Here is a 23,825-nt window from a genome sequence, read left to right on the forward strand (position 1 = left end):
CAGCAAATCATTTACTGTCAAGATCCCCAATTGGCCGCATAGGCTGGGACAATCTTGCGCTTTCCCGTTTTGCGTTTGTTCTCAGGTATGTCGAGTATTCAAGTCCGCCCGGCCACGCTGCGTGATGCCAAGGCCATCGCCCAGATCCAGGTGACTTCCGCTCAGGATGCGTACAGGGAGTTCTGGCCCGACACCGCCCTGAATGGTCTGTCGATCGCTCAGCGCCAGGCCTATTGGCGCGAAGCCATCAACATGTGCGAGCCGCAAGTGCTGGTCGCCCATCTGGACAACGAAGTCATGGGCTTCGTCGGTTTCGATCGCTCGCGCGACAAGGGCACCCCGTCGACCACCGGCGAGATCTGGGCCATGTACGCGTCTCCGTCGCATTGGGACAAGGGCGTCGGTCAAGCGCTGGTCGAAGCCGCCCAGGAAGGTCTGCACGAAGAGGGCTGCACCCGCGTGACCCTGTGGACCTACAAGAACAACTCCCGCGCGATGCGCTTCTTCGAGCTGGCCGGTTTCCGCCCGGAATCGGACAGCGTCAAGGCCGTGGACGTCGAGGGCAAGCCCCTCGAGCAACTGCGCATGCAGCGTTCGCTGGTCTGATCCCGTGCTGGCGAAGCTCACGTCGAAGAACCAGCTGACCCTGCCCAAGAGCGTCACCGACCGGCTCGGCCCGGTGCAGTACTTCGAGGTCCAGCTGCAGGCGGGTCAGGTCTTGCTCACCCCGGTGCGGATCCAGCGCGGCGATGCCGTGCGGGCCAAGCTGGCCGAACTGGACCTGGGCGAGGACGTGATCGCGCGCGCGCTGGATGCCGCGCGCAAGCCCGTGAAGCAGGCCACGAAGCAGGCCGCGGGCAAGGCGGCAAGGTCTGTCGGCGGCAAGGCCTCCCCCGTCAAGACCAGGACGCCGGCGACAGCCGGCGTCGCGCTTGTGGATAAGTCTGTGCAGAAGCGTGTGGGCAAGGCGGTGGACAAGAAGCTCGCCGCGGCGCGCAAGCCCGCAGGCAAGGCGGCCGCGAGCGTTTCCGCGAAGCTGTCCACAGCCGCCGAGAAGCCTGCGCGCAAGACGCCGGCCAAGACTTCGCGTCGGAAGGGCGCCTCGGCCGCATGAGCCGTCGTTCCCGAGCCCACGCTGCGCCCGAACGCGCGGTGATCGATCCCTCATTGATCCTGCGCGCGCTGACGCTGTCCGATGACGCGTCGCGTGGTCTGCGTCGCGCCTGGCAGCAAGGGCTGCTGCGACCGCTGCTCAGTCCCGAGCTGGCGTCGACCTTGATGCGCGCGCTGTCCTATCGGGCGCTGGGTTTGTCGACTGACGAGCAGCAGGAATTGCTCGCCGATTTCCTGCCCTTCGTCGAGGTGGTGAAGCCGGTCGCGGGGGCTCGTGCGTCACGCGCATCGGGTGTGCCGGCGACGCATCAGGCGCTCGTCGAGCTCGCCCTGCAAGGCGATGCGACGGTGCTGTTATGCGATGACGAGGTGCTTTCGGAATGGTCTGCGAACAGTCGCAGCCAGGCCGCCCGGCAACTCTGCACGGTCCGCGCGATGTCGGCATGGTTCCAGGTGTTGCCCCCCTCCCAGAGAGACGCGGTGCTTTGCTAAATTCCGCCCTCTCTTATGGGCAGCTTTCACGACCGGATCCCCTCCAACATGTGGCGCGTGGTGTTCTACGAACGCCGCGGCAATCGTGTTCATCTGGACCGCACCGGTCCATGGCTGCCGGAGAAGCAACTGGCGAAGAACTGGGCTGACTGGTTCAAGGAGCGCGGCTATCACGTCGCGTTGCAGGACCAGAACGGCGGCCTCGAGAAGATGTACCCCGGCCTGCCCGGCTGAGCGGATTCGTCGTCCCCCCTCGCTGAATTCCTGCCGCGCCGATCGCGCGCGCCTCGCATCGTTTCAAGCCGCGTCGCGGAAGCCCTGACGCTCCAGCGCCCAACCATCGGTCCCGGCGCTGCCGTGGCTCTGCACGTGGACGTTGCTCAGGTGCTTGCTGGCGGCGCGCTGCACCAGTTGCTCCGCCTGCTCCGCCGTCAGCTGCGAGGCGAAACGCGTCCAGCGCTTCTGCAGCAGCGGGTCGCGCCATGCGTCCTCGAGCGCCCATCGGATGTCCATCGGATCGGTCAGCGACTGGCAGCGCAGCACGCGCGGCACCAGGGCCAGCACGAACTTGGAGAAGTCGGCGCGCTGTTGCGTGGCCATCAGCGCTTCCAGGCGCGTGAGGCGCTGGCTCCAGCCCGGCGTCGCCAGTTGACGGGTGACCAGCGCCTGCAGCGCCTGCACCGGATTGAACAGCCGCATGCGATTGGAGGGCATCACCAGCAGCGGCAGCGTCGCGGCCAATTCATGCGCCATCGGCGTGACGAAGCTGGCCAGGACGGCCATGCGTTCCCAGGCCTCGGCATTGAGACCGCCCGCCAGGGTCATCGGGCCCTGACGCAGGCTCTGAGCCATCGCCCAGCATTGCTGCCAGCCGCGGTCCGACTTGGCCTGGTTGGCGGCGTGGCTCATCAGCGTCAGGTTGCCGGCCGCATAGCCCGCGTCGTCGCGAACGCGGTCGATCGAGCGGCATTGCGGGTGATCGGCGTCGTCGTTGAGCGCCAGGCGGCTGACGGGGCAGTGGGTGGTGTCCAGCTGCTGCAGGTAATTGGGCGTGACCAGCAGCGTCTCGAAATTGCGGCCGCGCTGCCAGGCATGCAGGCGCAGGGAGAGCCACAGCTGCGTGTGGCGATGCGACTTCAGGGTGCGTGCGCCGAAAGTCGAGCGGCCCAGCTGCCAGCCCTGCTGCAGCGGCGATTGGCGGAAGAGCTGATCCACCGGCGGCGTCAGGCCGTGATGGGCGTAGTCCCAACCGAGCTCGAAGCCCACGCGCTCATGACTGGAGGCGGCTTCCTCCTCGCGGTCCGCGCGGCGTTCGGCGAGTCGCTCCTCCAGACGTTCCGAGCGGCGGCCGAGGCGCGGTTCCGCGTCCTGCGTGCCCATGGGCAGGGCCAGTTGCTGGGCGGCGTTGTCGGCGGCGTTGCGGTGGATAGAAGCGACCATGAGACTCTCCTTGAGGACCGCTGAACCAACGGGTTCAGGCTTGGGATCAAGTATTTGGGTCAGCTGGCTCATAGAATGAGCCACCTTTCATCGGTCGACAGAAATTTGCGGTCGGCCCACCGGAATCTGTCAGGAGGGGCCGCCATGGACCGCACCGAACGCTTCTACAAGATCGAGATGCTGATCCGCAGCCGGGGCTGCGTGAGCTTCGCGGAGATGCGCGAGCAGCTGGAGGTGTCGCCGGCGACGCTCAAACGCGATCTGCAGTACCTGCGCGAGCGCATGGACGCGCCCATCGAGTACGACGCCGCGGAAAACGGCTACCGCTTCGGGCAGCAATGGCGCGGCCAGCGGCATGAGCTGCCCGGCATCTGGTTCAGCGAGAAGGAGTTGCACGCGCTGCTGACCATGCATCAGATGATGGCCGGGCTGGACGAGAACGGCCTGCTCAGCCGGCACCTGCAACCGATGCTGGACAAGCTCACCGGCATGCTGGGCGGCGACGAGGTCGAGGCGCAGGAGATGACGCGCCGCATCAAGTTGATTTCCACGGCCCGGAGACGCGTGCCGTCGGAGCACTTCGAGACCGTGGGCAGCGCCGTCGTGAAGCGGCGGCGCCTGAAGCTGCGCTACCGCAAGCGGGGCCCGGGCGGCGGCTCGGTCAGCGAGCGGGACGTGTCACCGCAGCGCCTGGTCCACTACCGCAACACCTGGTATCTCGACGCGTGGTGCCATGCCAGCGACGGCTTGCGGCGTTTCGCGCTCGATGCGGTGGAAGCGGCCGAGGTGCTGCCGGATCAGGTGGCGCGCAGCCTGCCGCTCAAGGAGCTGGAAGGGGAGCTGGATCAGGGCTACGGCATCTTCGCCGGCGGTGATCCGCAATGGGCGACGGTGATCTTCGGCGCCGGTATCGCGGCCTGGGTGTCGAGCGAGGAATGGCATCCATCGCAACGCAGCGAATGGCTGCCCGACGGACGCTGGCAGCTGGAACTGCCCTTCGTCGATGCGACGGAGCTGCTGATGGACCTGCTCCGACATGCGGGCCAGGTCGAGGTGGTGTCGCCGCCCGCGCTGCGGGAAGCCTTCGCGAAGCGGCTCACGCACGCGGTGGCGGCGCTCGACGCCTGAGCACGCGCCGCTTGCGGCACCGCGTGCCGGCCCGCTGGTCCGGCGCCCCTGTGGATATCTCCGCCGAGGGGCGCGGCGTCAGGGCGAGTTCGACGGAAGGACAGTCTCGACCGACGCTCCGGTCACTGGCGCCGGCCACTCCGGTGGAAGGCCGGACGGTGATGGTGCGTCAACGTGGCCGCATGGCCGTGGATGTCGTGCACGGCGGGCCGCGGGATGCCGATGGGGCGGGGCGCGTGGTGCGGCATCGGCCGGGTGGCGAGGCCCTCGGCGGGCGTGCCGGGATCGATGTCGTTCGGGGAGGCGTCGCCGGGCATGCGCCGGAGCTGATCCATCCACCAGACCTTCAGCCAGTCCATGCGCAGGCTGGCGAGCATCAGCAAGGCCAGCAATGCGGCCCAGACGGCCCATAACCACAGGTGGGACATGAGGGTCTCCCGTTCACGCGCCGGGGCGCGACAGCGTTCATGCTGTCACTGTGCGGGTCGCGGCGCAAGCACGCGGCGCCGCGGTTCGTCGGGAGCCTGGCTTCCTAGAATCGCAGAGATATCCACAGGATCCGGCCGCCGTCCGTCGATCGGGCGGTGCGGCGGTCAGGACATCCGGCCCACGGGCCATCAGGAGACACCGATGAACGCGCCTCGAGATTTCAGCGCCCCCGCCCAACCGGACTACGCGCCGCGGCCCCTGCCGGCCGAGATGCTGAGCGCCCTGCAGACGCGCTTCGGCGCACGCTGCAACACGGCGCTGGCGATGCGCCAGCAGCACGGGCGGGATGAATCGGTCTTCGACCTGCCGCCGCCCGAGGCGGTCGTCTTCGCCGAGAGCAACGAGGAGGTGGCCGAGGTCCTGGCGCTCGCCAACGCGCATCGCGTGCCGGTGATTCCCTACGGCGCCGGCACCTCGCTGGAGGGCCATCTGCTGGCCGTGCAGGGCGGGATCAGCCTGGACCTGTCCCGGATGAACAGGATCCTGCGGATCAACGCCGAGGACCTGACCGTCACCGTGCAGGCCGGCGTGACGCGCAACCAGCTCAACGCCGAGATCCGCCATCAAGGCCTGTTCTTCCCCATCGACCCGGGCGCGGACGCCTCCATCGGCGGCATGTCCGCCACGCGGGCCAGCGGGACGAACGCGGTCCGCTACGGGACGATGAAGGAGAACGTGCTCGGCCTGACCGTGGCGACGGCGGCGGGACAACTTGTCCACACCGGCTCGCGCGCCCGCAAGAGCAGCGCCGGCTACGACCTGACGCGGCTGTACGTCGGCAGCGAGGGCACGCTGGGCGCGATCTGCGAGATCACGCTGCGGCTTTATCCACTGCCCGAGGCGGTGTCCGCGGCAGTGTGCTCCTTCGAGAGCATCGACGCGGCCGTCCGCACCACCATCGCCATCATCCAGATGGGCGTGCCGATCGCGCGCTGCGAGCTGCTGGACGCGCACGCGGTCCGCGCCGTCAATCGCCACGACAAGCTGACGCTGCGCGAGGCCCCGATGCTGCTGATGGAGTTCCACGGCTCCGAGGCCGGTGTCGCCGAGCAGGCGGCCCTGGTGCAAGAGATCGCCGCCGAACACGGCGGCACCGACTTCGAATGGGCGACCACGCCGGAGGACCGCACCCGCCTGTGGACAGCTCGGCACCACGCCTACCTGTCGGCGCTGCAGATGAAGCCCGGCTGCCGCGCGGTGACGACGGACACCTGCGTGCCGATCTCGCGCCTGGCGGAGTCCATCAATGCGTCGGTGGAGGAGGTCGAGGCCAGCGGCCTGCCGTACTTCATCGTCGGTCACGTGGGGGACGGCAACTTCCACATGGGCTATCTGATCGATCCCGAGCTGCCGCGGGAACGCGAGACCGCCGAGCGGCTCAGCGCCCAGATGGTGGCCCGCGCGATCGCGCTGGAAGGTAGCTGCACCGGCGAGCACGGCATCGGCCTGCACAAGCAGGGCTTCCTGGTCCAGGAAGCGGGCGAGGGCGCCATCGATCAGATGCGGGCGATCAAGCGGGCGCTCGATCCGAACGACATCATGAATCCGGGGAAGATCTTTGGCCTCACGGGCGAACGCTGATGACTTCTCACACTGATGGAATGACAGCTAAAGGTGGAAGACCGCAGCCGCATGGCCTTGCTTAAGCGATTGCAGGCCCCATCAGAATTTTCGACACTCGTAGAATAGCTTCCTTGGCAAAGAACTTGTTGAAGGTGCGACCATGAATGCAACTGTTGAATCGAAGGCTGCGTCGGATGCGAAGCAGACGGTGCAGACGCAGTTCAGCCACTTCTACAAGGTGATGGGGGGGACGACGGAGCAGCCACGCAACGCGTTGGAGATGCTGCAAAGGAAGTCGGAACCCACCACGAGCCCTACCAACCAGAAACGATGAATGAAGCCACCGCAAGGTGGCTTCCTCACTTATGCGCGACCTCTACGATCAGCAAGACCATGCGCGAGCTCTGCCAGAGCGGGAAGAACTGGATGTCGGGCGGTCACCGTTTCGACGGGACTATGGTCGTCTATTGCATTCGGCAGCGTTCCGACGGCTCCAGGGCAAGACACAGCTATTTCCTGGTCACGAGTCGGACTTCTTCCGAAATCGGCTCACGCATTCGTTAGAGGTCGCTCAAGTTGCGAAGGGCATCGCGCAGCTATTGAATGCGCGGGATTTGGCGACGAGGGCGGAGAAGATTGATCTCGACCTCGTCGAGTTTGCCGGTCTGGCGCATGACCTTGGCCATCCTCCCTTCGGACACAACGGTGAGCGGGCGCTCGACGAGTGCATGAAAGCCTTTGGAGGTTTCGAGGGGAACGCGCAGACGCTGCGGATTCTCACGCGTGTTGAGAAGAAGGTGTATCGGTCGGGGGACCTCGACGATGGAACCTGCGGCATCTCGGTCGACGGAATCGACAAGCGTTTGGGCATCAACGCCACCTTCCGTGGTCTCGCAGCGGTCCTCAAGTACGACTCGGAGATTCCGGTGGTGCGTGGCAAAGACGCTGGGCTGGCGAAGGGCTATTACGAAAGCGAGAAGAGCCTCGTGGCCAGCATCAAGAGTCACGTCGGACAACCGCCAGACGGTGTGGCGTTCAAGACCCTCGAATGCCAGATCATGGATATCGCGGATGACATCGCGTATTCGACATACGACTTGGAAGATGCGATGAAGGGCGGCTTCACGCATCCGATGAAGCTTCTCTCCCAGATCGTCGGAGACCAAGGTCTGCTCGAAACGCTTCGCGCAAAGGTGGCCAAGGAGGTTGAGTCCCTCACCGAACGAGAGCTCTACGAATCGATCGGTAGCGTCTTTATGGTTTTTGACCGTGATGAGGGGCCGCTCGAGATGTATACGAAGTCGAAACTGATCGCCGGCGATGGGCATCATCGCTCCGAGTTCAGTTCCGCGATGATCGGCCGTTTCATGAGGGGCATCAGCCTTGAAATTCCGCCGAACGCGGATCTGCGTTTCGCGAAGGTGCTCGTTGAGCGGCCGATCAAGATTGCCATCGAGGCCGTGAAGCACCTGAACTATCTGCTCACGATCATGTCGCCGCGCTTGAAGGTCGTCGAGTTCCGAGGCTTTGAGGTGGTCCAAACGATCTTCAGCACGCTGACCGACGAAGCACAAAACGGACATCATCTTCTGCCCGACGATCTGCAGGAGATGTACAGGCGCCTCAAGGATGGCTCTCAGCGGATGAGGTTGGTTTGCGACTTCGTCGCTGGCATGACCGATGGCTATGCAGTCGACTTCTATGGTCGACTCAAAGAGTCCGGCGCCACGATCTTCAAGCCCTTCTGATCGTCACAGGCGCCTCAATGCTGCGGCGCCGGCACGCTCCACTTGCGGGTCACGTCGCCTCGGGCGTTCACGCTCTCCATGTGCACGCCGAAGCCCCACAGCCGCGCCACGTGCTTGAGCACCTCCTGCGCGTCGTCGTGCAGCGGCCGGTCCTGGTGCTGCTGATGGCGCAGCGTCAGCGAGCGGTCGCCGCGCAGGTTCACGTTCCAGACCTGGATGTTGGGTTCGCGTGTGGACAAGTCGTACTGCCGCGAGAGCGTCTCGCGGACATGTTGATAACCCTGCTCGTCGTGGATCGCGGAGATCTCGTACTCGGCCTGGTGCTCCTCGTCGAGGATGGAGAACAGCCGGAAATCCCGCATCAGCTTGGGGCTCAGGTACTGCGCGATGAAGCTCTCGTCCTTGAAGTTGCGCATCGCGTGATCCAGCGTCGGGAGCCAGTCGGTGCCGGCGATCGCGGGGAACCACTCCCGATCCTCGGCGGTGGGCGCCTCGCAGATGCGCTTGATGTCGGTGTACATCGCGAAGCCCAGCGCATAGGGGTTGAGCTGTGCCATCGGCGGCTGCGCGACCACGTTGGTGTGCGACTTCAGCCACTCGATCATCATCCCGTCCGACAGGTAGCCGTCGTCGTACATGGTGTTGAGCAGCTTGTGATGCCAGAAGGTGGCCCAGCCCTCGTTCATCACCTGCGTCTGGCGCTGTGGATAGAAGTACTGCGCGATCTTGCGGACGATGCGCACCACCTCGCGCTGCCAGGGCTCGAGCAGCGGGGCGTTCTTCTCGATGAAGTACAGCAGGTTCTCCTGCGGCTCGTCCGGGAAACGACGCTTCTCCTCGGCCTTGGCCTCGTCCTCGGGTCGGCGGGGCAGAGTGCGCCACATGTCGTTGACCTGGCGCTGTGCATAAGCCTCGCGGTCCTTGCGCATGGCCTGTTCCTGGGCCAGCGAGAGCTTGGCCGGACGGCGGTAGCGGTCCACGCCGTGGTTCATCAGCGCGTGGCAGGAATCGAGCGTCGCCTCGACCGTGTCCAGGCCGTAGCGTTGCTCGCAGTCGGCGATGTAGTGCTTGGCGTAGACCAGGTAATCGATGATGGACGAGGCATCGGTCCACATCCGGAACAGGTAGTTGTTCTTGAAGAAGCTGTTGTGGCCGTAGCAGGCATGCGCGATGACCAGCGCCTGCATCGCCATCGTGTTCTCCTCCATCAGGTAGGCGATGCACGGATCGGAGTTGATGACGATCTCGTAGGCCAGGCCCATCTGGCCGCGCTTGTAGTGGCGTTCCGTCGAGATGAACTCCTTGCCGTAGCTCCAGTGCCGGTAGTTCACCGGCATGCCGACCGACGCGTAGGCGTCCATCATCTGCTCGGCCGTGATGACCTCGAGCTGGTTCGGATAGGTGTCCAGGCCGTAGCGCTCGGCGGTGGCGCGGATGACCTCGTGGTACTCCTCGATCAGCTCGAAGGTCCAGTCGCTGGGGGAGGGCAGCGGCCGCTCGGGGCGCTTCTCCAGCGGACGCATCTGCATCAGCGGGGCCCGCACACGGCGGCCGCCGTACTCGTTCTGACCGATCCCGATGCCGACATTGCGGCGGTTCTCCAGGCTGCTCATGGTCTCACCCTCCGAGTCGGCGCTCATGCGCTCGCCCCTTCCTTCTTGAACAGATCGCGGAAGACCGGATAGATCTGCGCGACCTCCACCGCCTTGCGCATCGCGAAGTGGCGCACCTCGTCCTGCAGCTTGGCGTATTCCTCCCACAGGTTCTGCTCGGCCTCGGCCACCTGCACGTAGGCGTAGTAGCGGCACAGCGGGAGGATCTTGTCGGCCAGCAGCTCGCGGCAGCGTCCGCTGTCGTGATGCCAGTTGTCGCCGTCGCTGGCCTGGGCGCCATAGATGTTCCAGTCGCCGGCCGGGTAGCGGGCGCGGATGATCTCCTCCATCAGCACCAGGGCCGAGGACACCACCGTGCCGCCGGTCTCGGTCGCATGGAAGAAGTTCTGCTCGTCGACTTCCTGCGCTTGCGTGTGGTGGCGGATGAAGACCACCTCGATCTTCTCGTAATGCCGCGTGAGGAAGAGATAGAGCAGGATGAAGAAGCGCTTGGCCAGGTCCTTGCGGCTCTCGTCCATCGAGCCCGACACGTCCATCAGGCAGAACATCACCGCGCGCGTCGTGGGCTGGGGCACCTTGATGCGGTTGCGGAAGCGCAGGTCGATCGGGTCGAGGAAGGGGATGGCGCCGATGCGCTGCTTGAGCAGCACGATGCGGGCCTCGGTCTCGGCGACGAGCGCCTGGATCTCGGGCCGGCGGCCGTCCTCTTCCTGCTTCAAGGTCTGCAGCCGGGCCTCGAGCTCGTGCAGCTCGCGCCGCTTCTCCATGCCCAGCGCGATGCGCCGGCCCAGCGCGCCGCGCATCGAGCGCACCACGTGGAGATTGGTCGGCGTGCCGTCGGTGACGTAGCCGGCGCGCACGGTCTTGTACTCGGGCGTCTCCGCGAGCGTGGTGCGCGCCAGATTCGGAAGTGCCAGGTCCTCGAAGAAGACCTGCATGAACTCCTCCTTGCTGAGGTGGAAGACGAAGTCGTCCTCGCCCTCGCCGGAGTCGCTCGCCTGGGAGCCCCCGCCGCCGCCCTGGCCGCCCTGCGGCTTGGCGACGCGGTCACCCTTGATGTGCTCGGTGTTGCCGGGCCGCACGACCTCGCGCGTGCCGCCCTCGCCATGGCTGAAGACGGGCTCGCTCAGGTCGCGCTTGGGGATGTGGACATCCTCGCCGCGTTCCATGTCGCGGATGCCGCGCTTGTCCACCGCGCGGCGCACCGCGTCCCGGATCTGGTCGCGATAACGGCGCAGGAAGCGCTCGCGGTTGCCGATCGATTTGTTCTTGCCCGACAGCCGTCTATCGATGATCTGTTGAAGGCTGGTCATGTGGACCCCGCTGGTTCTGTTCCGATCGTCCGGATCTGCCGGACCTGGTCCCAACGTCCGCCCCGCGTCGCCGCCGTTGCCATGCGCCGGCGCGGGGCCCTCGGCCGATCAGGCCGATCAGCTCGACTTGCGCACCCGCAGGTACCACTCGCACAACAGCCGCACCTGCTTGGGCGTGTAGCCCTTGTCCACCATGCGCTGCACGAAGTTCTCGTGCTTCTTGGCCTCGTCGGCGCTGGCCTTGGCGTTGAAGCTGATGACCGGAAGCAGCTCCTCGGTGTTGGAGAACATCTTCTTCTCGATCACCGTGCGCAGCTTCTCGTAGCTGGTCCACGTCGGGTTCTTGCCCGCGTTGTTGGCCCGCGCGCGCAGCACGAAGTTCACGATCTCGTTGCGGAAGTCCTTCGGATTGCTGATGCCCGCGGGCTTCTCGATCTTCTCGAGCTCCGCGTTCAGCGCCGAGCGGTCGAACACCTCGCCGGTGTCGGTGTCCCGGTACTCCTGGTCCTGGATCCAGTAGTCGGCGTAGGTGACGTAGCGGTCGAAGATGTTCTGGCCATACTCGCTGTAGCTCTCGAGGTAGGCCGTCTGGATCTCCTTGCCGATGAACTCGGCGTAGCGTGGCGAGAGCACCTCCTTGATGAAGCCGACGTACTTCTGCTCGGCCTCCTGAGGGAACTGCTCCCGCTCGATCTGCTGCTCCAGCACATACATCAGGTGCACCGGATTCGCGGCCACCTCGGTCGAGTCGAAGTTGAAGACCTTGGACAGGATCTTGTAGGCGAAGCGGGTGGAGATGCCGGACATGCCCTCGTCGACGCCGGCGTAGTCGCGGTACTCCTGCTGCGACTTGGCCTTGGGATCGGTGTCCTTCAGGTTCTCGCCGTCATAGATCTGCATCTTGCTGAAGACGCTGGAGTTCTCCGGATCCTTCAGCCGCGTGAGCACCGCGAACTGCGCCATCATCTTCAGCGTCCCGGGCGCGCACTTGGCATCGGCGAGCGAGGAATTGCGGATCAGCTTCTCGTAGATCTTCACTTCCTCGCTGACGCGCAGGCAGTAGGGCACCTTCACGATGTAGATGCGATCGAGGAAGGCCTCGTTGTTCTTGTTGTTGCGGAAGGTCTTCCACTCGCTCTCGTTGCTGTGCGCCAGCACGATGCCGTCGAAGGGGATCGCGCCGAAGCCCTCGGTGCCCTTGAAGTTGCCTTCCTGCGTCGCGGTCAGCAGCGGATGCAGCACCTTGATGGGCGCCTTGAACATCTCGACGAACTCCAGCAGGCCCTGGTTGGCCAGGCACAGACCGCCGGAATAGCTGTAGGCATCGGGGTCGTCCTGCGCATAGGTCTCGAGCTTGCGGATGTCGACCTTGCCCACCAGCGAGCTGATGTCCTGGTTGTTCTCGTCGCCCGGCTCGGTCTTGGCCACGCCCACCTGCTTGAGCATGCTGGGCAGCCGCTTGATGACCTTGAACTTGCGGATGTCGCCACCGTACTCGTCGAGCCGCTTCACCGCCCACGGGCTGAGGATGCGGTTCAGGTAGCGGCGCGGGATGCCGTACTCGCGCTCGAGCAGCGGGCCGTCCTCGACCGGATCGAAGAGCCCGAGCGGGGTCTCGTTCACCGGACTGTCCTTGAGCGCGTAGAACGGGACGTGCTCCATCAGCTGCTTGAGCCGCTCGGCGATGGAGCTCTTGCCGCCGCCCACGGGGCCCAGCAGATACAGGATCTGCTTCTTCTCCTCCAGCCCTTGCGCGGCGTGGCGGAAGTAGCTGACCACCTGCTCGATCGCGTCCTCCATGCCGAAGAACTCGGCGAAGGCGGGATAGATCTTGATGACCTTGTTCTGGAAGATGCGCGACAGGCGCGGGTCGTTGCGCGTGTCCAGCATCTGCGGCTCGCCGATGGCCTTGAGCATGCGCTCGGGCGCGGTGGCGTAGGCGAGGGGATCGCGCTTGCACTCGTCGAGATACTCCTCCAGCGTGAGTTCCTCGACCTTGCTGCGTTCGTAGCGTGCCGCGAAATGGCTGATCACATCCATGCTGACCTCCAGAGTAGTTCGTGGGGAGGCGACGCGGGGCCGTGCAGCGACGGGTCCCGCATCGTCCAGGAAGTTCTGGCGACGTCCATGACTCAAGGCGTCATCAGAGCTTTCCGGGCTCAGCGTGTGATCAGCAAACGGCCGACCCAATGTCGGTCCGGGTGCCCTGCCGGTGAGTGTCCTCGCGATGGACAACCCCGTCGGCGGCGAGGGCTTGGTGGAATCATGCTACGCCCGTCGGCATCGACGGGGCGGCAAGACATGACCCTTGTACTCCGTTGTTCAACGTCTGTGAAGCGGCGGAGTTGACGCTCCCCGCAAGTCGGGCCCCTGTGGGAATTACGCAGGAGACAGCATGCAGGACGCGTGCCATCCTGCGTCGTTGAACCCGTGTCGGGACGCCTCGCCGACCGCGCGGGCGCGATCGGCGTCGGTGCTCAGGCGTCCGGCGCCTCCCGGCGCAGCTTTTGCAGCAAGCCATTCAACTCGTCGAGCGAGCCGAAACCGATCGAGACCTCGCCCTGTTCACCGCGCTTGGTCTTCTTCTTGACGCGGATTTCCACCGGGGCGGTCAGCAGGTCGGAGAGCTCTTCCTCGAGCCGCAGCACATCGCGGCTCTTGTCCGATTTCACGCGCAGCAGCGGGGCCTGACGGCCCGCGCCCTGCTGGCGCTGCACCAGCTTCTCGGCCTCGCGCACGCTCAGCTTCTTGGCGGCGATCTCGGTCGCGCTGGTGATCTGATGCGCGCCGTCCAGGGCCAGCAACGCGCGCGCGTGGCCCATGTCGATGTCGCCGGCCATCAGCATGTTCTGCACCGGCTCGGCCAGGTTGAGCAGCCGCAGCAGGTTGGAGGCGGCGCTGCGCGAGCGGCCCACCGCTTGCGCGGCCTGGTCGTGCGTCATGCCGAATTCCTCGACCAGCCGCTTCAGGCCCTGCGCCTCTTCCAGCGCGTTGAGGTCCTCGCGCTGGATGTTCTCGATCAGCGCCATCGCGGCGGCGGCCTCGTCCGGCACGGCCTTGACCAGCACCGGCACCTCGGCCAGGCCCGCCAGCCTGGCGGCGCGGAAGCGGCGCTCGCCGGCGATGATCTCGTAGCGGACCGCGCCGTTCGGGGCGATCGGGCGCACCAGGATCGGCTGCATGATCCCTTGCGCCTTGATGCTCTCCGCCAGCTCGTAGAGCGAGCCCTCGTCCATGCGCGTGCGTGGCTGGTACTTGCCAGCCTGCATCTGCGCCAGCGGCAGCACGCCGGGTTCGCCCTCGCGCGCGGCGGGCGCGTCGCTCACTTTGGGGCCCAGCAAGGCCTCCAGGCCCATGCCCAGGCCCTTGGGTTTCTTCGTCACCATGGGGCGCGATTGTCCGCGATTCGCCGCAGCATCTCGCGGCCCTCCGGCCAGGCCCCCAGACCGGTGGCCGTGTTGATGTGTCCCAGCGCGCCGCCGAGCACGAATGCCGCGCCCCAGTCGGCCGCCATGCCGGCCGCGCGCTCGGGGGCGCAGAAGGGGTCGTCGCTGGACGCCACCACGATGGACCGGAAGGGCAGGCGGCCGCGCCGGATCGGCCGCCAGTTGTGCAGCTGGGGCGGGGTCTCCTCGCGCTCGGTGTCGGGCGGCGCGACCAGCAGCGCACCGGCCACCAGGCGCGTGTGCGTCGAGTGCTCGGCCCAGGCGGCCACCAACTGGCAACCCAGGCTGTGCGCGACCAGCAGCGCCGGCTGCTCCACCAGCCGCCCGTCCTGCTGCAGCACCTCGTCGAGCCGTGCCATCCAGTCGCCGCGGCGCGGCCATTCCCAATCGTTCTGCTCGACGCGGACGTCGCCATGCAGGCGTTGCCATTCGCTCTGCCAGTGGTCGGGATCGGAGTTCAGCCAGCCCGGCAGCAGGTAGACCGGCCGCGGGATCGCGGCGTCGTTCCCCGCCGCGTCGGCGAGGGCGGTAGTGTCGAGGTCATTCGACGGAATGGCGTGTGTTGACATCGGATGGCCTTATGCTTCGCGCTTCTTTGGCGCCGATGGGGAAAGGGTCCCCGGCGGCAGCGGATTTTGCAGGAGCGGCGATGAAGTACGCGGTGTATGTCGACGGGCAGGAGGGCACGACCGGCCTGCGCATCAATGAATATCTGGCGCAGCGCGCCGACATCGAGGTGCTGCGCATCGACGCTGACAAGCGCAAGGACGCCGCCGAGCGCGCCCGCCTGCTCAACGCCGCCGATGTCGCCTTCCTGTGCCTGCCCGACGCCGCCTCGCGCGAGGCGGCCGCGATGATCACCAATCCCCGGACCTGCCTGATCGACGCCAGCACGGCGCACCGCACGGTCGCGGGCTGGGCCTTCGGCCTGCCCGAGCTGAGCAAGGGCCAGCGCGGCGTGATCCGCGAGTCCAAGCGCATCGCCAACCCCGGCTGCCACGCGAGCGCCTTCATCCTGGCGGTGCGTCCGCTGGTCGATGCCGGCCTGCTGTCGCCCGACGCGCTGATCACGGCGACCTCCATCACCGGCTACTCCGGCGGCGGCAAGTCCATGATCGCGGAGTACGAGGCGGGCGGGAACACCAAGCTGGATTCGCCGCGCCCCTACGCGCTGGGCCTGGCGCACAAGCACATCCCGGAAATGATGGCCCACACCGGCCTGAGGAACGCCCCCGTGTTCATGCCCATCGTGGCCAACTTCTACAAGGGCCTGGGCGTGACGGTGCCGCTGCATCTGAGCCAGCTGCGCGCCGGCACGACGCCGGAGCAGGTCCGCGACGCGCTGGCCGCGCACTACGAAGGCGAGCGCTTCGTCCACGTGAAGCCGCTGCGCGACGCGGACACGCTGGCCGGCGGCTTCTTCGACGTGCAGGCCTGCAACGACACCAACAACGTCGACCTGTTCGTGTTCGGCAACGAGCAGCAGATCCTCGTCATGGCCCGCCTGGACAACCTGGGCAAGGGCGCCAGTGGCGCCGCGGTGCAGAGCATGAACGTGCACTTGGGCGTCGACGAATCGCTGGGCCTGACCGGCCCGGACGTGAACAGCATCTGATGAGCGACGTGTCGAGGGATGGCGCGATGAAGCGGGACTGGCGTCGGGACGACGCCGTTCCGCCGAGCGACCTCGACGCGATCCGCGATGCGGTCATCAGCTTCGGCCGCCAGCAGACACAGGGCAGCGACGCGCGGGACATCGCCGTGGCGCTGTACGACGGCGACGCGCTGATCGCCGGCGCCTTCGGCCGGACCGAATTCCAGCGGCTCTACGTGAGCTATCTCTGGGTCCATGCGGACCACCGCGGGCAAGGCCTGGGCGGCGACTGCCTGCGCCAGCTCGAGGCCATGGCGCTCAGGCGCGGCTGCGTGGATGCGCTGATCGAGACCCTGCTGGACGAGGTCGCCGAGATGTACGAGCACCTCGGCTACGCCTGCATCAGCCATGTGCACGACTTCGTGCCGGGCTTCACCCGCCACACGCTGTTGAAGGTCTGGCAGGCGCGCGACTGATCGCGTGCGGCGGTCGGCCTCGCCGGCCCTGGCTGCCCGGTGGGGGCGTCTCCGGAACTCAGGCCCAGGCGCGCGGGTCGTCGCTGCGGTAGTGGTAGCGATAGCCCTGCAGGAAGCCCAGACGGCCATACAAGCGCTTCGCGACCTCGTTCTCGGCCCCCACCTGCAGATACGCATTCGAGGCGCCCTGGCGCCTTGCCACGGCCAGCAGCGCCGCGCAGAGGCGGAAGCCGTGTCCCCGACCGCGCTGGTCCTCCGGCGTGAAGATGTCGAAGAGTCCCGCCATGCCCCCCGAAGGGCGGCCGTCCGCGGCGGGATCGATCGCGACTTGTCCACAAGCCAGCAGCACACCGTCCTGTTCCAGCTTGAAGGCCTGATGGCGGATACGGGCCTGTTCGAGCCGGCGCGCATGGCCTTCGATTTCCACGGTGCTCGAGCCGCGCAAGGCGCCGATGAGCCCCGCATATGCGGCGGGGGAGAGCGGGACCAGGCCGGCCTCGTCGCTGAAGCCGTCGAGCGAGGGCAGCACCATCACATCGGCGGGATCGAAGGCGGTCCAGCCCATGCCGGCCAGCCGATCGTCGAGATCGCCCGGTTGACTGAAGGGGGTGAGGCGCAGGATCAGCGGCAGCTGCGCGTGGTCGAAGCTGACGCGGCAACGGCGCAGGACTTCGTCCAGGGGCAGGGTGCCGTCCTCGATCGCGTTGACGCAGCGGGAGCGCTTGGCCTTGCCGGGAGAGAGCCTCAGCAGCCAGCCGTCCACCCGCGCTTCACGTGGCGCCGACGCGGCGTTGAGGCCGGCGAGCTCGGCCCGGCGGGCGAGGGCGTCCAACTCGGGCGACATGGCGGTGGTGCTCCGCGCGCGTGAACGTCGCCCCGGTCAGCGCATCGCGCCGACGCGCTTCACCATTTCCTTGGCGAAGTCGACGAAGGCGTGCGCACCCTTGGAGCTGCCGTCGAACACGACGCCCGGCAGCCCGTAGCTGGGGGCTTCGGCCAGACGCACGTTGCGGGGGATGACGGTGTCGAAGACCTTCTCGCCGAAGTGCGCCTTCAGCTGTTCGCTGACCTGCTGCTGCAAGGTGATGCGCGGGTCAAACATGACGCGCAGCAGACCGATGATCTGCAGGTCCGGGTTCAGGTTGGCGTGGATCTGCTTGATGGTGTTGACCAGGTCGGTCAGGCCCTCGAGCGCGAAGTACTCGCACTGCATCGGCACCACCACGCCATGCGCTGAGCACAGGCCGTTCAGCGTGAGCATGGACAGCGAGGGCGGGCAATCGATCAGGACGAAGTCATAGTCCGCGGCTGCGGCGGCCAGAGCAGTCTTGAGGCGCTGCTCACGGCGTTCCAGCTCGACCAGCTCCACCTCCGCTCCCGCCAATTCCCGGTTGGCGCCCAGCACGTCATAGCCCGCCTTCTCGCTGCGCTGACGGGCCTCGGCGATCGTCGAGGACTCGAGCAGCACGTCATAGACGGTGAGGGGCAGGGCGCGCTTGTCGATGCCCGATCCCATGGTCGCGTTGCCCTGTGGATCCAGGTCGATCACCAGCACGCGCTGGCCGACCTTGGCCAAGCCAGCAGCCAGGTTCACCGTGGTGGTCGTCTTGCCGACGCCGCCTTTTTGGTTCGCAACGCAAAAGATCTTGGCCATGAAGGGTCGGGAAGCTGGTGATGGCAGGACGCTGGGGAGGGCGGAGCTTAACCGATGGCAGCCGTGGGACGGATCCAGAGCAGGCAGCGTTGTGCGTCCAGTCCCGGAACGTCGAGCTGTTCCACGTGAAACACGGACAGATCCGGTGCTCGTTTCGCGAGCTCGGTGAGCTCTTCGGCCGGATGCTGACCCTTCATGGCGGCCCAGACCGCACCAGGCTTCAGATGCATCCGAGTCCATTCGGTGAAGTCGGCCAGCGAGGCGAAGGCCCGCGAGGTGATGACATCGAAGGGGGCCGTCTTGAGCTTCTCGACACGCGAGTGCTCGGCGTGCAGGTTGGGCAGGCCCAGTTCGGCTGCGACCTGGGCGATGAAGAAGGCCTTCTTGCCGACGGTGTCGACGCAAGTGACGTCGATGGTCGGGTCGCAGATGGCGATGACCACGCCCGGCAGACCGCCGCCGCTGCCCACATCCATCAGCCGCATCGCTTGACCCGCGGCATGACGGCGCAGGGGCGGGATGAGGCTGAGACTGTCGACCAGATGCTGGGTCAGCATCGCCTCGGGATCGCGGACCGCGGTCAGGTTGTAGACCTTGTTCCACTTCTGGAGCAGGCCGAGGTAGGCGATCAGCTGGTCGAGTTGCGAGTCGGTCAGGCCGAGTCCCAGGGGCTGGGCGGCAGTCGCGAGGCGGGAGCGCAGGTCGAGGTCGGTCATCAATTCAGCCTGTGTCGGCAGTCGATCGGCGGGATTCAAAACGCCGGCTCGAGTGATCTCGGCCGGCGCTGGTGGCAATGCGAGGGGGTGGGCGACGCGGGACATGCGGTGGCACGTCCCGTCGGCCTCAGGCGGCGGACGGTTCGGCCGCGGCGTCCTGATCGGTGAAGCCCTTGAAGCGGCCCTTGCGCAGGTGGATCAGCAGCAGCGAGATCGCCGCCGGCGTGATGCCCGAGATGCGCGAGGCCTGGCCCAAGGTCTCCGGCCGATGCTTGCTCAGCTTCTGGCGGGCCTCGAAGGAGAGGGCGGTGACCAAGTGGTAGTCCAGGTCCTCGGGCAGGCGCAGGTGCTCGTAGTTGGATGCGCGCGCCACGTCGTCCTGCTGCTTGCTGATGTAGCCGGCGTACTTCACGCTGATCTCGATCTGCTCGACGACGGCATCCGCCATGTCGGTGCCCAGGGTCTCGGCCAGTGCGTCGCGCGTGACGCGGGCCTCCGGGCGAGCGATCGACGCCACCTCGGCGATCGTGTCGAAGGTGACGCCCGGGCGGCGCAGCAGATCGACCAGGTTGTATTCGCGCTCCAAGGCCTTGCCCACCAGACGTTCCGCATCGGCGGCGGGCAAGATGTTCGGGTGCACCCAAGTCGACTTCAGCTTCTCTGTTTCACGTGAAACAGCATCGCGCTTGCGGTTGAAGGCGTCCCAGCGGGCGTCGTCCACCAGACCCAGTTGGCGGCCGGCTTCGGTCAGGCGCATGTCGGCGTTGTCCTCGCGCAGCTGCAGGCGGAACTCGGCGCGGCTCGTGAACATCCGGTAGGGCTCGGTGACGCCCTTGGTGATCAGGTCGTCGACCAGCACGCCCAGGTAGGCCTGGTCGCGCGTGGGCAGCCAGGCGTCCTTGCCCTGGACTTGCAGGGCGGCGTTCAGGCCGGCGAACAGGCCTTGGGCCGCCGCCTCCTCGTAGCCGGTCGTCCCGTTGATCTGGCCGGCGAAGAACAGGCCGCCGATGGCCCGCGTCTCGAAGCTGGACTTCAGCTCGCGCGGATCGAAGTAGTCGTACTCGATGGCGTAGCCGGGACGCAGGATGTGCGCGTTCTCCAGGCCGGGGATGGACTGGACAGCGGCAAGCTGGATGTCGAAGGGCAGGGACGTGGAGATGCCGTTCGGATAGAACTCGTGCGTGGTCAGGCCCTCGGGCTCCAGGAAGATCTGGTGCGAGTCCTTGTCGGCGAAGCGATTGATCTTGTCTTCGATGGACGGGCAGTAGCGCGGGCCGACGCCCTCGATCACGCCGGTGAACATCGGGCTGCGGTCGAAGCCGGAGCGGATGATCTCGTGGGTGCGCTCGTTGGTGTGGGTGATCCAGCAGGGCAGCTGCCGGGGGTGCTGGGCGGCATTCCCCATGAAGCTGAACACGGGCACCGGATCCAGGTCACCGGGCTGCTCCAGGCATTGGGAAAAGTCGATCGTGCGGCCGTCCAGGCGAGGCGGGGTGCCGGTCTTGAGGCGGCCCTGCGGCAGCTTCAGTTCCTTGAGCCGGCCCGACAGCGAGACCGCGGGCGGATCGCCGGCACGGCCGGCGGCGTAGTTCTGCAGTCCGATGTGGATGCGGCCGTCCAGGAAGGTGCCGGCGGTCAGCACCACGGCGCGGGCGCGGAAGCGCAGGCCGGACTGGGTCACCGCGCCGACCACGCGGTCGCCTTCGACCATCAGGTCGTCGACGGCCTGCTGGAACAGCATCAGGTGGGGCTGGTTCTCCAGGCGCTGACGAATGGCGGCCTTGTAGAGCACGCGATCGGCCTGGGCCCGGGTGGCACGCACGGCCGGACCCTTGGAGCCATTGAGGATGCGGAACTGGATGCCGCTCTCGTCGGTGGCCGCGGCCATGGCGCCGCCCAGCGCATCCACTTCCTTGACCAGGTGGCCCTTGCCGATGCCGCCGATCGACGGGTTGCAGCTCATCTGGCCGAGCGTCTCGATGTTGTGGGTCAGCAGCAGCGTGCTGACGCCCATGCGGGCGGCGGCCAGCGCGGCCTCGGTGCCGGCATGGCCGCCACCGACCACGATCACGTCGAACTCTTTCGGATAAAGCATGGCAAGTCGGGCCAGCAGAAACGGCGGTCTCGCCCTCGCGGACCTCGGCGACCTCGCAGGCTCGACGAGCGCGCGGATCCGGGGCGGCGGGCAGCCGGCTGGCATCAGATGAGGGAAGGGCGCGATTTTACGCGGGGCTGTGGATAAGTCACCGCCTCAGGGGCATGGTGAGCGGCACTCGTTGGCGGGGCGCGCCATCGCGCGGCGACAATCCACGGGTCATGAACTGTCGTCCCCATTGCGCGGCCTGCTGCATCGCGCCGTCGATCTCCAGCCCCATCCCCGGCATGCCCGACGGCAAGCCGGCCGGCGTGCGCTGCATCCAGCTCGACGATGCGCTGCGCTGCAAGATCTTCGGCCACCCGGACCGGCCGGCCGTCTGCGGCTCGCTCCCCCCGCACGAGGAGATGTGCGGCGAGAGCCGCGAGCAGGCCCTGCGCTGGCTCGGCTGGATGGAAGACCAGACGCGTCCCGCCTGAGCGGGCCGTTCGCCCCCAGCCGCTGCCCCATCTCGCCTCGGCGGCGGCCAAGACGCTGCAGACGCGCAAGAACGACATCCGCAGCTGAGCGTTCGCGGGGCGGCGCGCCTGAAAGCGGTTTGACAGCGCGCGCTCGTAGAGTCGGAGTTTCCAGAAGACCACATCGGAGACACCGAATGATCCCCACCGACGAGGACCGCCGCCGCTTCCTCCTGCAGACCGCCGCGCTCGGCGCCGCGGGAGCCTCCCTAGGCACCGCGCTGCCCGCCTTCGCGCAGACCACCTGGCCCTCGCGCAACGTGCGCCTGGTCGTGCCCTTCGCCCCCGGCGGCAGCAGCGAGATCGTCGCGCGCGCCACCGCGTCGGAGTTGTCCAAGACGCTGGGCCAGTCGGTCTATGTGGACAACAAGCCGGGCGGCGGCGGCAACATCGCCATGGGCGAGGTGGCGCGATCGGAGGACCAGCACACGCTGATCCTCGGCCACATCGGCACGCTCGCGGTGAACCCCTACATCTACGACAAGCTGCCCTACGACCCCAACCGCGATTTCAAGCCCATCACGCTGCTGGCCAAGGTGCCTTCGCTCTACGTCGTCCATCCGGACGTGCCGGCGCGCAACTTGAAGGAATGGGTGGCGCTGGTGCGCAAGAACCCGGGCAAGTTCAGCTACGGTTCCGCGGGCAACGGCAGCGCCGGCCACCTCGCGATGGAGTACCTCAAGATGGTCGCCGACCTGTACATCCTGCATGTGCCCTATCGCGGCACCGGTCCGCAGCTGACGGACCTGCTGGCGGGACGGCTGGAGGCGGCCTCGGTGGGTGCGCCGGCCATCATCCAGTTCATCAAGGCGGGCAAGCTGCGCTGCATCGCCACCGGCTCCAAGGAGCGGCTGCCCCAGCTGCCCGACGTGCCGACGGTGGCGGAGCAGGGCTTCCCGGGCTTCGAGATGACGCAGTGGTATGGCCTGTGCGCGCCCGCTAACCTGGCGCAGCCGGCGGTGGACAAGCTGGCGGTGGAGTCGGTCAAGGCGATCCGCTCGCCCGCGGCGCGGGAGCGCCTGAGCCACGATGCGGCCGAGGCCGTGGGCAGCACGCCGGCGCAGTTCGCGGCCTTCATCGCACAGGAGCAGCAACGCTGGAAGGCGGTCGTGGCGCGCGCCAAGATCAAGCCCGATTGAGCACCGCGCAATGACGAACGGCCGCTGATGCGGCCGTTGTCGTGGGGGCCCCGGCGCGTCGCGCGGGGTGGGGATGGGCTCGGAGATGAAGCCCGGCTTGCAAGCCTAACGCCTCCCGCTGCAGACGATCGCGCTTGCCACACGACCGCCTACCGTTGGGCCTGCAAGCCAGGCAACTCCTCCTGCGTGATCCGGGTGCGGACCGCGCGGGTCCGCCTGTTCTCGCAAGGGCTTACCAGGTGCCCTTCGGCGTGGGTTCCATGGAGTCCGCGGCCGTGGCGACCAGGGCGGAAGCGTCGCCGCCCACCAGCCAGGTTCCCTTGGGGGTGCCGCCGCCGACGAATTGCAGGTCCTCGAGGTCCAGTTCGACCAGACCTTGTTCAACGGTGTTCGCGGCGACGGTGTTCGATTGGGCGTTCATGAGAGGCTCCAGATTCGGATGACGGCCAGCGGAAGCGCTGAGCACGGAACGAATTGAAGCAGCCCGGGGTGGGAGCTTGTAACTGTCAGCTCTTACAGTGTTTCAGGCCGCCGCGACCGGGCAGCATCAGCGAATCAAGCCCAGCCGGAGCGCCTTGAGCACGGCCTGGTGCTTGTTCGTGCAGCCGAGCTTGTGCATCGCGTTGTTGATGTGCAGCACGGCGGTGCGCTCGGTGATGCTGAGGATGGCGCCGACTTCCCAGGCGGTCTTGCCTTCCATCGTCCAGTGCAGGCACTCGAGCTCGCGCGGCGTGAGCCGCGGCGCGTCGATCTCGACCGGCGTCGAGGGCAGCAGCAGGCGCATGGCCGAATCCACCGCGTGCACGGCGAACAGCTGCAGGTCCGCGACCATGCGCGTCAGCGTGATCGGGTTGGACGGGAGCATCTGGTCGCGGTTCACGCCCAGCACGAAGTGGCGCCCCTCGGGCAGGTGCAGCGCCAGCGAGATCCCCACCTTGTAGCCGAACGGCGCCTGCGCTTCCCAGAGCTCGGGCGCGTCGTTCTTCACGTAGGTCTGCTGGTTCCAGACGATGGGCACGCTCTGCTTCTTGCAGTGCTGCATCACCGGATCGCGCTTGCCCAGGCGGGGGTCGTTGAAGATGTCGGAGAAGCCGTCGGGCGCGTTCTCCACCGCGATGAAGTCGGAGCTGCCGATGGCGCGATCGACGACCAGGATGGCGGAAAAGCGCTCGAACTCCAGTCCGTGCGCGAAGCGCGTGATCTCGCTACGGAACTCGTCCGTGGAGCGAGCCTCCAACACTGACTGATAACCGCCTTGCAGCATCGATCGCTCCGGCCCTGGACCGGC

Annotated in this window: 25 protein-coding genes; 12 read left to right on the forward strand and 13 right to left on the reverse strand. The window is 66.8% G+C overall.

Annotation, left to right across the window (positions count from 1 at the left end):
- Nucleotides 1-87: 87 nt before the first annotated feature.
- From MCHT01_RS14440 to MCHT01_RS14455, 4 genes are read left to right on the forward strand one after another with little or no spacing between them, the layout of a single operon-like run.
- The gene (locus tag MCHT01_RS14440) at nt 88-606 is read left to right on the forward strand and encodes a GNAT family N-acetyltransferase (protein ID WP_067066040.1); all 519 of its coding nucleotides are present in this window, start codon (nt 88-90) and stop codon (nt 604-606) included.
- Nucleotides 607-610: 4 nt separating this feature from the next.
- Nucleotides 611-1,114 carry an AbrB/MazE/SpoVT family DNA-binding domain-containing protein gene (locus MCHT01_RS27440; protein WP_245643300.1) on the forward strand — a complete coding sequence of 168 codons (504 nt, stop codon included), beginning with the start codon at nt 611-613 and terminating at the stop codon, nt 1,112-1,114.
- The gene (locus tag MCHT01_RS14450) at nt 1,111-1,605 is read left to right on the forward strand and encodes a PIN domain-containing protein (protein ID WP_084452644.1); all 495 of its coding nucleotides are present in this window, start codon (nt 1,111-1,113) and stop codon (nt 1,603-1,605) included. Before MCHT01_RS27440 ends, MCHT01_RS14450 begins: the two co-directional genes overlap by 4 nt.
- A gap of 15 nt (nt 1,606-1,620) precedes the next feature.
- Complete coding sequence (locus MCHT01_RS14455; protein ID WP_148661534.1) at nt 1,621-1,839, forward strand: hypothetical protein; 219 nt, start codon at nt 1,621-1,623, stop codon at nt 1,837-1,839.
- Between the two features lie 63 nt (nt 1,840-1,902).
- Here MCHT01_RS14455 and MCHT01_RS14460 read toward each other — a convergent pair whose 3' ends face one another.
- Nucleotides 1,903-3,045 (reverse strand): hypothetical protein, encoded by a 1,143-nt coding sequence (locus MCHT01_RS14460; RefSeq protein ID WP_067066043.1) that lies wholly within the window; start codon nt 3,043-3,045, stop codon nt 1,903-1,905.
- A gap of 144 nt (nt 3,046-3,189) precedes the next feature.
- Between MCHT01_RS14460 and MCHT01_RS14465 the strand changes: the two genes are divergently transcribed.
- Nucleotides 3,190-4,173, forward strand: a complete 984-nt coding sequence (locus MCHT01_RS14465; protein WP_067066044.1) for a helix-turn-helix transcriptional regulator — start codon at nt 3,190-3,192, stop codon at nt 4,171-4,173.
- Nucleotides 4,174-4,295: 122 nt separating this feature from the next.
- On the opposite strand, the gene MCHT01_RS14470 is transcribed toward MCHT01_RS14465, so the two are convergent.
- The gene (locus MCHT01_RS14470) at nt 4,296-4,601 is read right to left on the reverse strand and encodes a hypothetical protein (protein ID WP_067066045.1); all 306 of its coding nucleotides are present in this window, start codon (nt 4,599-4,601) and stop codon (nt 4,296-4,298) included.
- A gap of 202 nt (nt 4,602-4,803) precedes the next feature.
- Here MCHT01_RS14470 and MCHT01_RS14475 point away from each other — a divergent pair, with 202 nt between their 5' ends.
- The 3 genes from MCHT01_RS14475 to dgt all read left to right on the forward strand — a co-directional run bounded on the left by MCHT01_RS14475 (nt 4,804) and on the right by dgt (nt 7,973).
- Complete coding sequence (locus tag MCHT01_RS14475; RefSeq protein ID WP_067066046.1) at nt 4,804-6,243, forward strand: FAD-binding oxidoreductase; 1,440 nt, start codon at nt 4,804-4,806, stop codon at nt 6,241-6,243.
- 142 nt (nt 6,244-6,385) lie between these two features.
- Entirely contained in the window at nt 6,386-6,559 is a 174-nt protein-coding gene (locus MCHT01_RS26770; RefSeq protein ID WP_169806136.1) for a hypothetical protein, read from the forward strand.
- Nucleotides 6,560-6,590: 31 nt separating this feature from the next.
- Nucleotides 6,591-7,973 (forward strand): dGTP triphosphohydrolase, encoded by a 1,383-nt coding sequence (dgt, locus tag MCHT01_RS14480; protein WP_084452646.1) that lies wholly within the window; start codon nt 6,591-6,593, stop codon nt 7,971-7,973.
- Between the two features lie 14 nt (nt 7,974-7,987).
- On the opposite strand, the gene MCHT01_RS14485 is transcribed toward dgt, so the two are convergent.
- The 5 genes from MCHT01_RS14485 to MCHT01_RS14505 all read right to left on the reverse strand — a co-directional run bounded on the left by MCHT01_RS14485 (nt 7,988) and on the right by MCHT01_RS14505 (nt 14,914).
- On the reverse strand, nt 7,988-9,502 hold the full coding sequence (locus MCHT01_RS14485; RefSeq protein WP_245643312.1) for a SpoVR family protein: 1,515 nt from the start codon (nt 9,500-9,502) through the stop codon (nt 7,988-7,990).
- A gap of 107 nt (nt 9,503-9,609) precedes the next feature.
- The gene (locus tag MCHT01_RS14490) at nt 9,610-10,899 is read right to left on the reverse strand and encodes a YeaH/YhbH family protein (protein ID WP_067066048.1); all 1,290 of its coding nucleotides are present in this window, start codon (nt 10,897-10,899) and stop codon (nt 9,610-9,612) included.
- Between the two features lie 117 nt (nt 10,900-11,016).
- Complete coding sequence (locus tag MCHT01_RS14495) at nt 11,017-12,939, reverse strand: PrkA family serine protein kinase (RefSeq protein ID WP_067066049.1); 1,923 nt, start codon at nt 12,937-12,939, stop codon at nt 11,017-11,019.
- Between the two features lie 437 nt (nt 12,940-13,376).
- The gene (locus MCHT01_RS14500) at nt 13,377-14,285 is read right to left on the reverse strand and encodes a ParB/RepB/Spo0J family partition protein (RefSeq protein ID WP_067066050.1); all 909 of its coding nucleotides are present in this window, start codon (nt 14,283-14,285) and stop codon (nt 13,377-13,379) included.
- Complete coding sequence (locus tag MCHT01_RS14505; protein ID WP_084452648.1) at nt 14,279-14,914, reverse strand: RBBP9/YdeN family alpha/beta hydrolase; 636 nt, start codon at nt 14,912-14,914, stop codon at nt 14,279-14,281. The genes MCHT01_RS14500 and MCHT01_RS14505 overlap by 7 nt, the downstream gene beginning before the upstream one ends.
- Before the next feature lie 80 nt (nt 14,915-14,994).
- Between MCHT01_RS14505 and argC the strand changes: the two genes are divergently transcribed.
- Nucleotides 14,995-15,960, forward strand: coding sequence for an N-acetyl-gamma-glutamyl-phosphate reductase (gene argC, locus MCHT01_RS14510; protein ID WP_067066051.1), 966 nt, complete (start codon nt 14,995-14,997; stop codon nt 15,958-15,960).
- Nucleotides 15,960-16,415: a GNAT family N-acetyltransferase gene (locus MCHT01_RS14515; RefSeq protein WP_218017900.1), complete on the forward strand. Its 456-nt coding sequence runs from the start codon at nt 15,960-15,962 to the stop codon at nt 16,413-16,415. The genes argC and MCHT01_RS14515 overlap by 1 nt, the downstream gene beginning before the upstream one ends.
- Before the next feature lie 58 nt (nt 16,416-16,473).
- Here MCHT01_RS14515 and MCHT01_RS14520 read toward each other — a convergent pair whose 3' ends face one another.
- The 4 genes from MCHT01_RS14520 to mnmG form a co-directional block, all read right to left on the reverse strand.
- The gene (locus MCHT01_RS14520) at nt 16,474-17,259 is read right to left on the reverse strand and encodes a GNAT family N-acetyltransferase (RefSeq protein ID WP_067066052.1); all 786 of its coding nucleotides are present in this window, start codon (nt 17,257-17,259) and stop codon (nt 16,474-16,476) included.
- A gap of 36 nt (nt 17,260-17,295) precedes the next feature.
- Nucleotides 17,296-18,069, reverse strand: a complete 774-nt coding sequence (locus tag MCHT01_RS14525) for a ParA family protein (protein WP_067066053.1) — start codon at nt 18,067-18,069, stop codon at nt 17,296-17,298.
- A gap of 47 nt (nt 18,070-18,116) precedes the next feature.
- Complete coding sequence (gene rsmG / locus MCHT01_RS14530) at nt 18,117-18,785, reverse strand: 16S rRNA (guanine(527)-N(7))-methyltransferase RsmG (RefSeq protein WP_067066054.1); 669 nt, start codon at nt 18,783-18,785, stop codon at nt 18,117-18,119.
- 127 nt (nt 18,786-18,912) lie between these two features.
- Nucleotides 18,913-20,880: a tRNA uridine-5-carboxymethylaminomethyl(34) synthesis enzyme MnmG gene (gene mnmG, locus MCHT01_RS14535; protein ID WP_067066055.1), complete on the reverse strand. Its 1,968-nt coding sequence runs from the start codon at nt 20,878-20,880 to the stop codon at nt 18,913-18,915.
- Between the two features lie 221 nt (nt 20,881-21,101).
- Between mnmG and MCHT01_RS14540 the strand changes: the two genes are divergently transcribed.
- Nucleotides 21,102-21,359 (forward strand): YkgJ family cysteine cluster protein, encoded by a 258-nt coding sequence (locus MCHT01_RS14540; protein ID WP_084452650.1) that lies wholly within the window; start codon nt 21,102-21,104, stop codon nt 21,357-21,359.
- Between the two features lie 176 nt (nt 21,360-21,535).
- Complete coding sequence (locus MCHT01_RS14545) at nt 21,536-22,537, forward strand: Bug family tripartite tricarboxylate transporter substrate binding protein (RefSeq protein WP_067066057.1); 1,002 nt, start codon at nt 21,536-21,538, stop codon at nt 22,535-22,537.
- Between the two features lie 232 nt (nt 22,538-22,769).
- Here the strand turns inward: MCHT01_RS14545 and MCHT01_RS14550 are convergent, their stop codons facing one another.
- Both MCHT01_RS14550 and MCHT01_RS14555 read right to left on the reverse strand, forming a co-directional pair.
- The gene (locus MCHT01_RS14550; RefSeq protein WP_067066058.1) at nt 22,770-22,958 is read right to left on the reverse strand and encodes a hypothetical protein; all 189 of its coding nucleotides are present in this window, start codon (nt 22,956-22,958) and stop codon (nt 22,770-22,772) included.
- 126 nt (nt 22,959-23,084) lie between these two features.
- The gene (locus MCHT01_RS14555) at nt 23,085-23,774 is read right to left on the reverse strand and encodes a helix-turn-helix transcriptional regulator (RefSeq protein WP_169806137.1); all 690 of its coding nucleotides are present in this window, start codon (nt 23,772-23,774) and stop codon (nt 23,085-23,087) included.
- Nucleotides 23,775-23,825: the final 51 nt, after the last annotated feature.

Origin of the sequence: Mitsuaria chitosanitabida ATCC BAA-476 = NBRC 102408 (genome assembly GCF_001598255.1) — a bacterium.
Classification (GTDB): Bacteria; Pseudomonadota; Gammaproteobacteria; order Burkholderiales; family Burkholderiaceae_C; genus Roseateles; species Roseateles chitosanitabidus.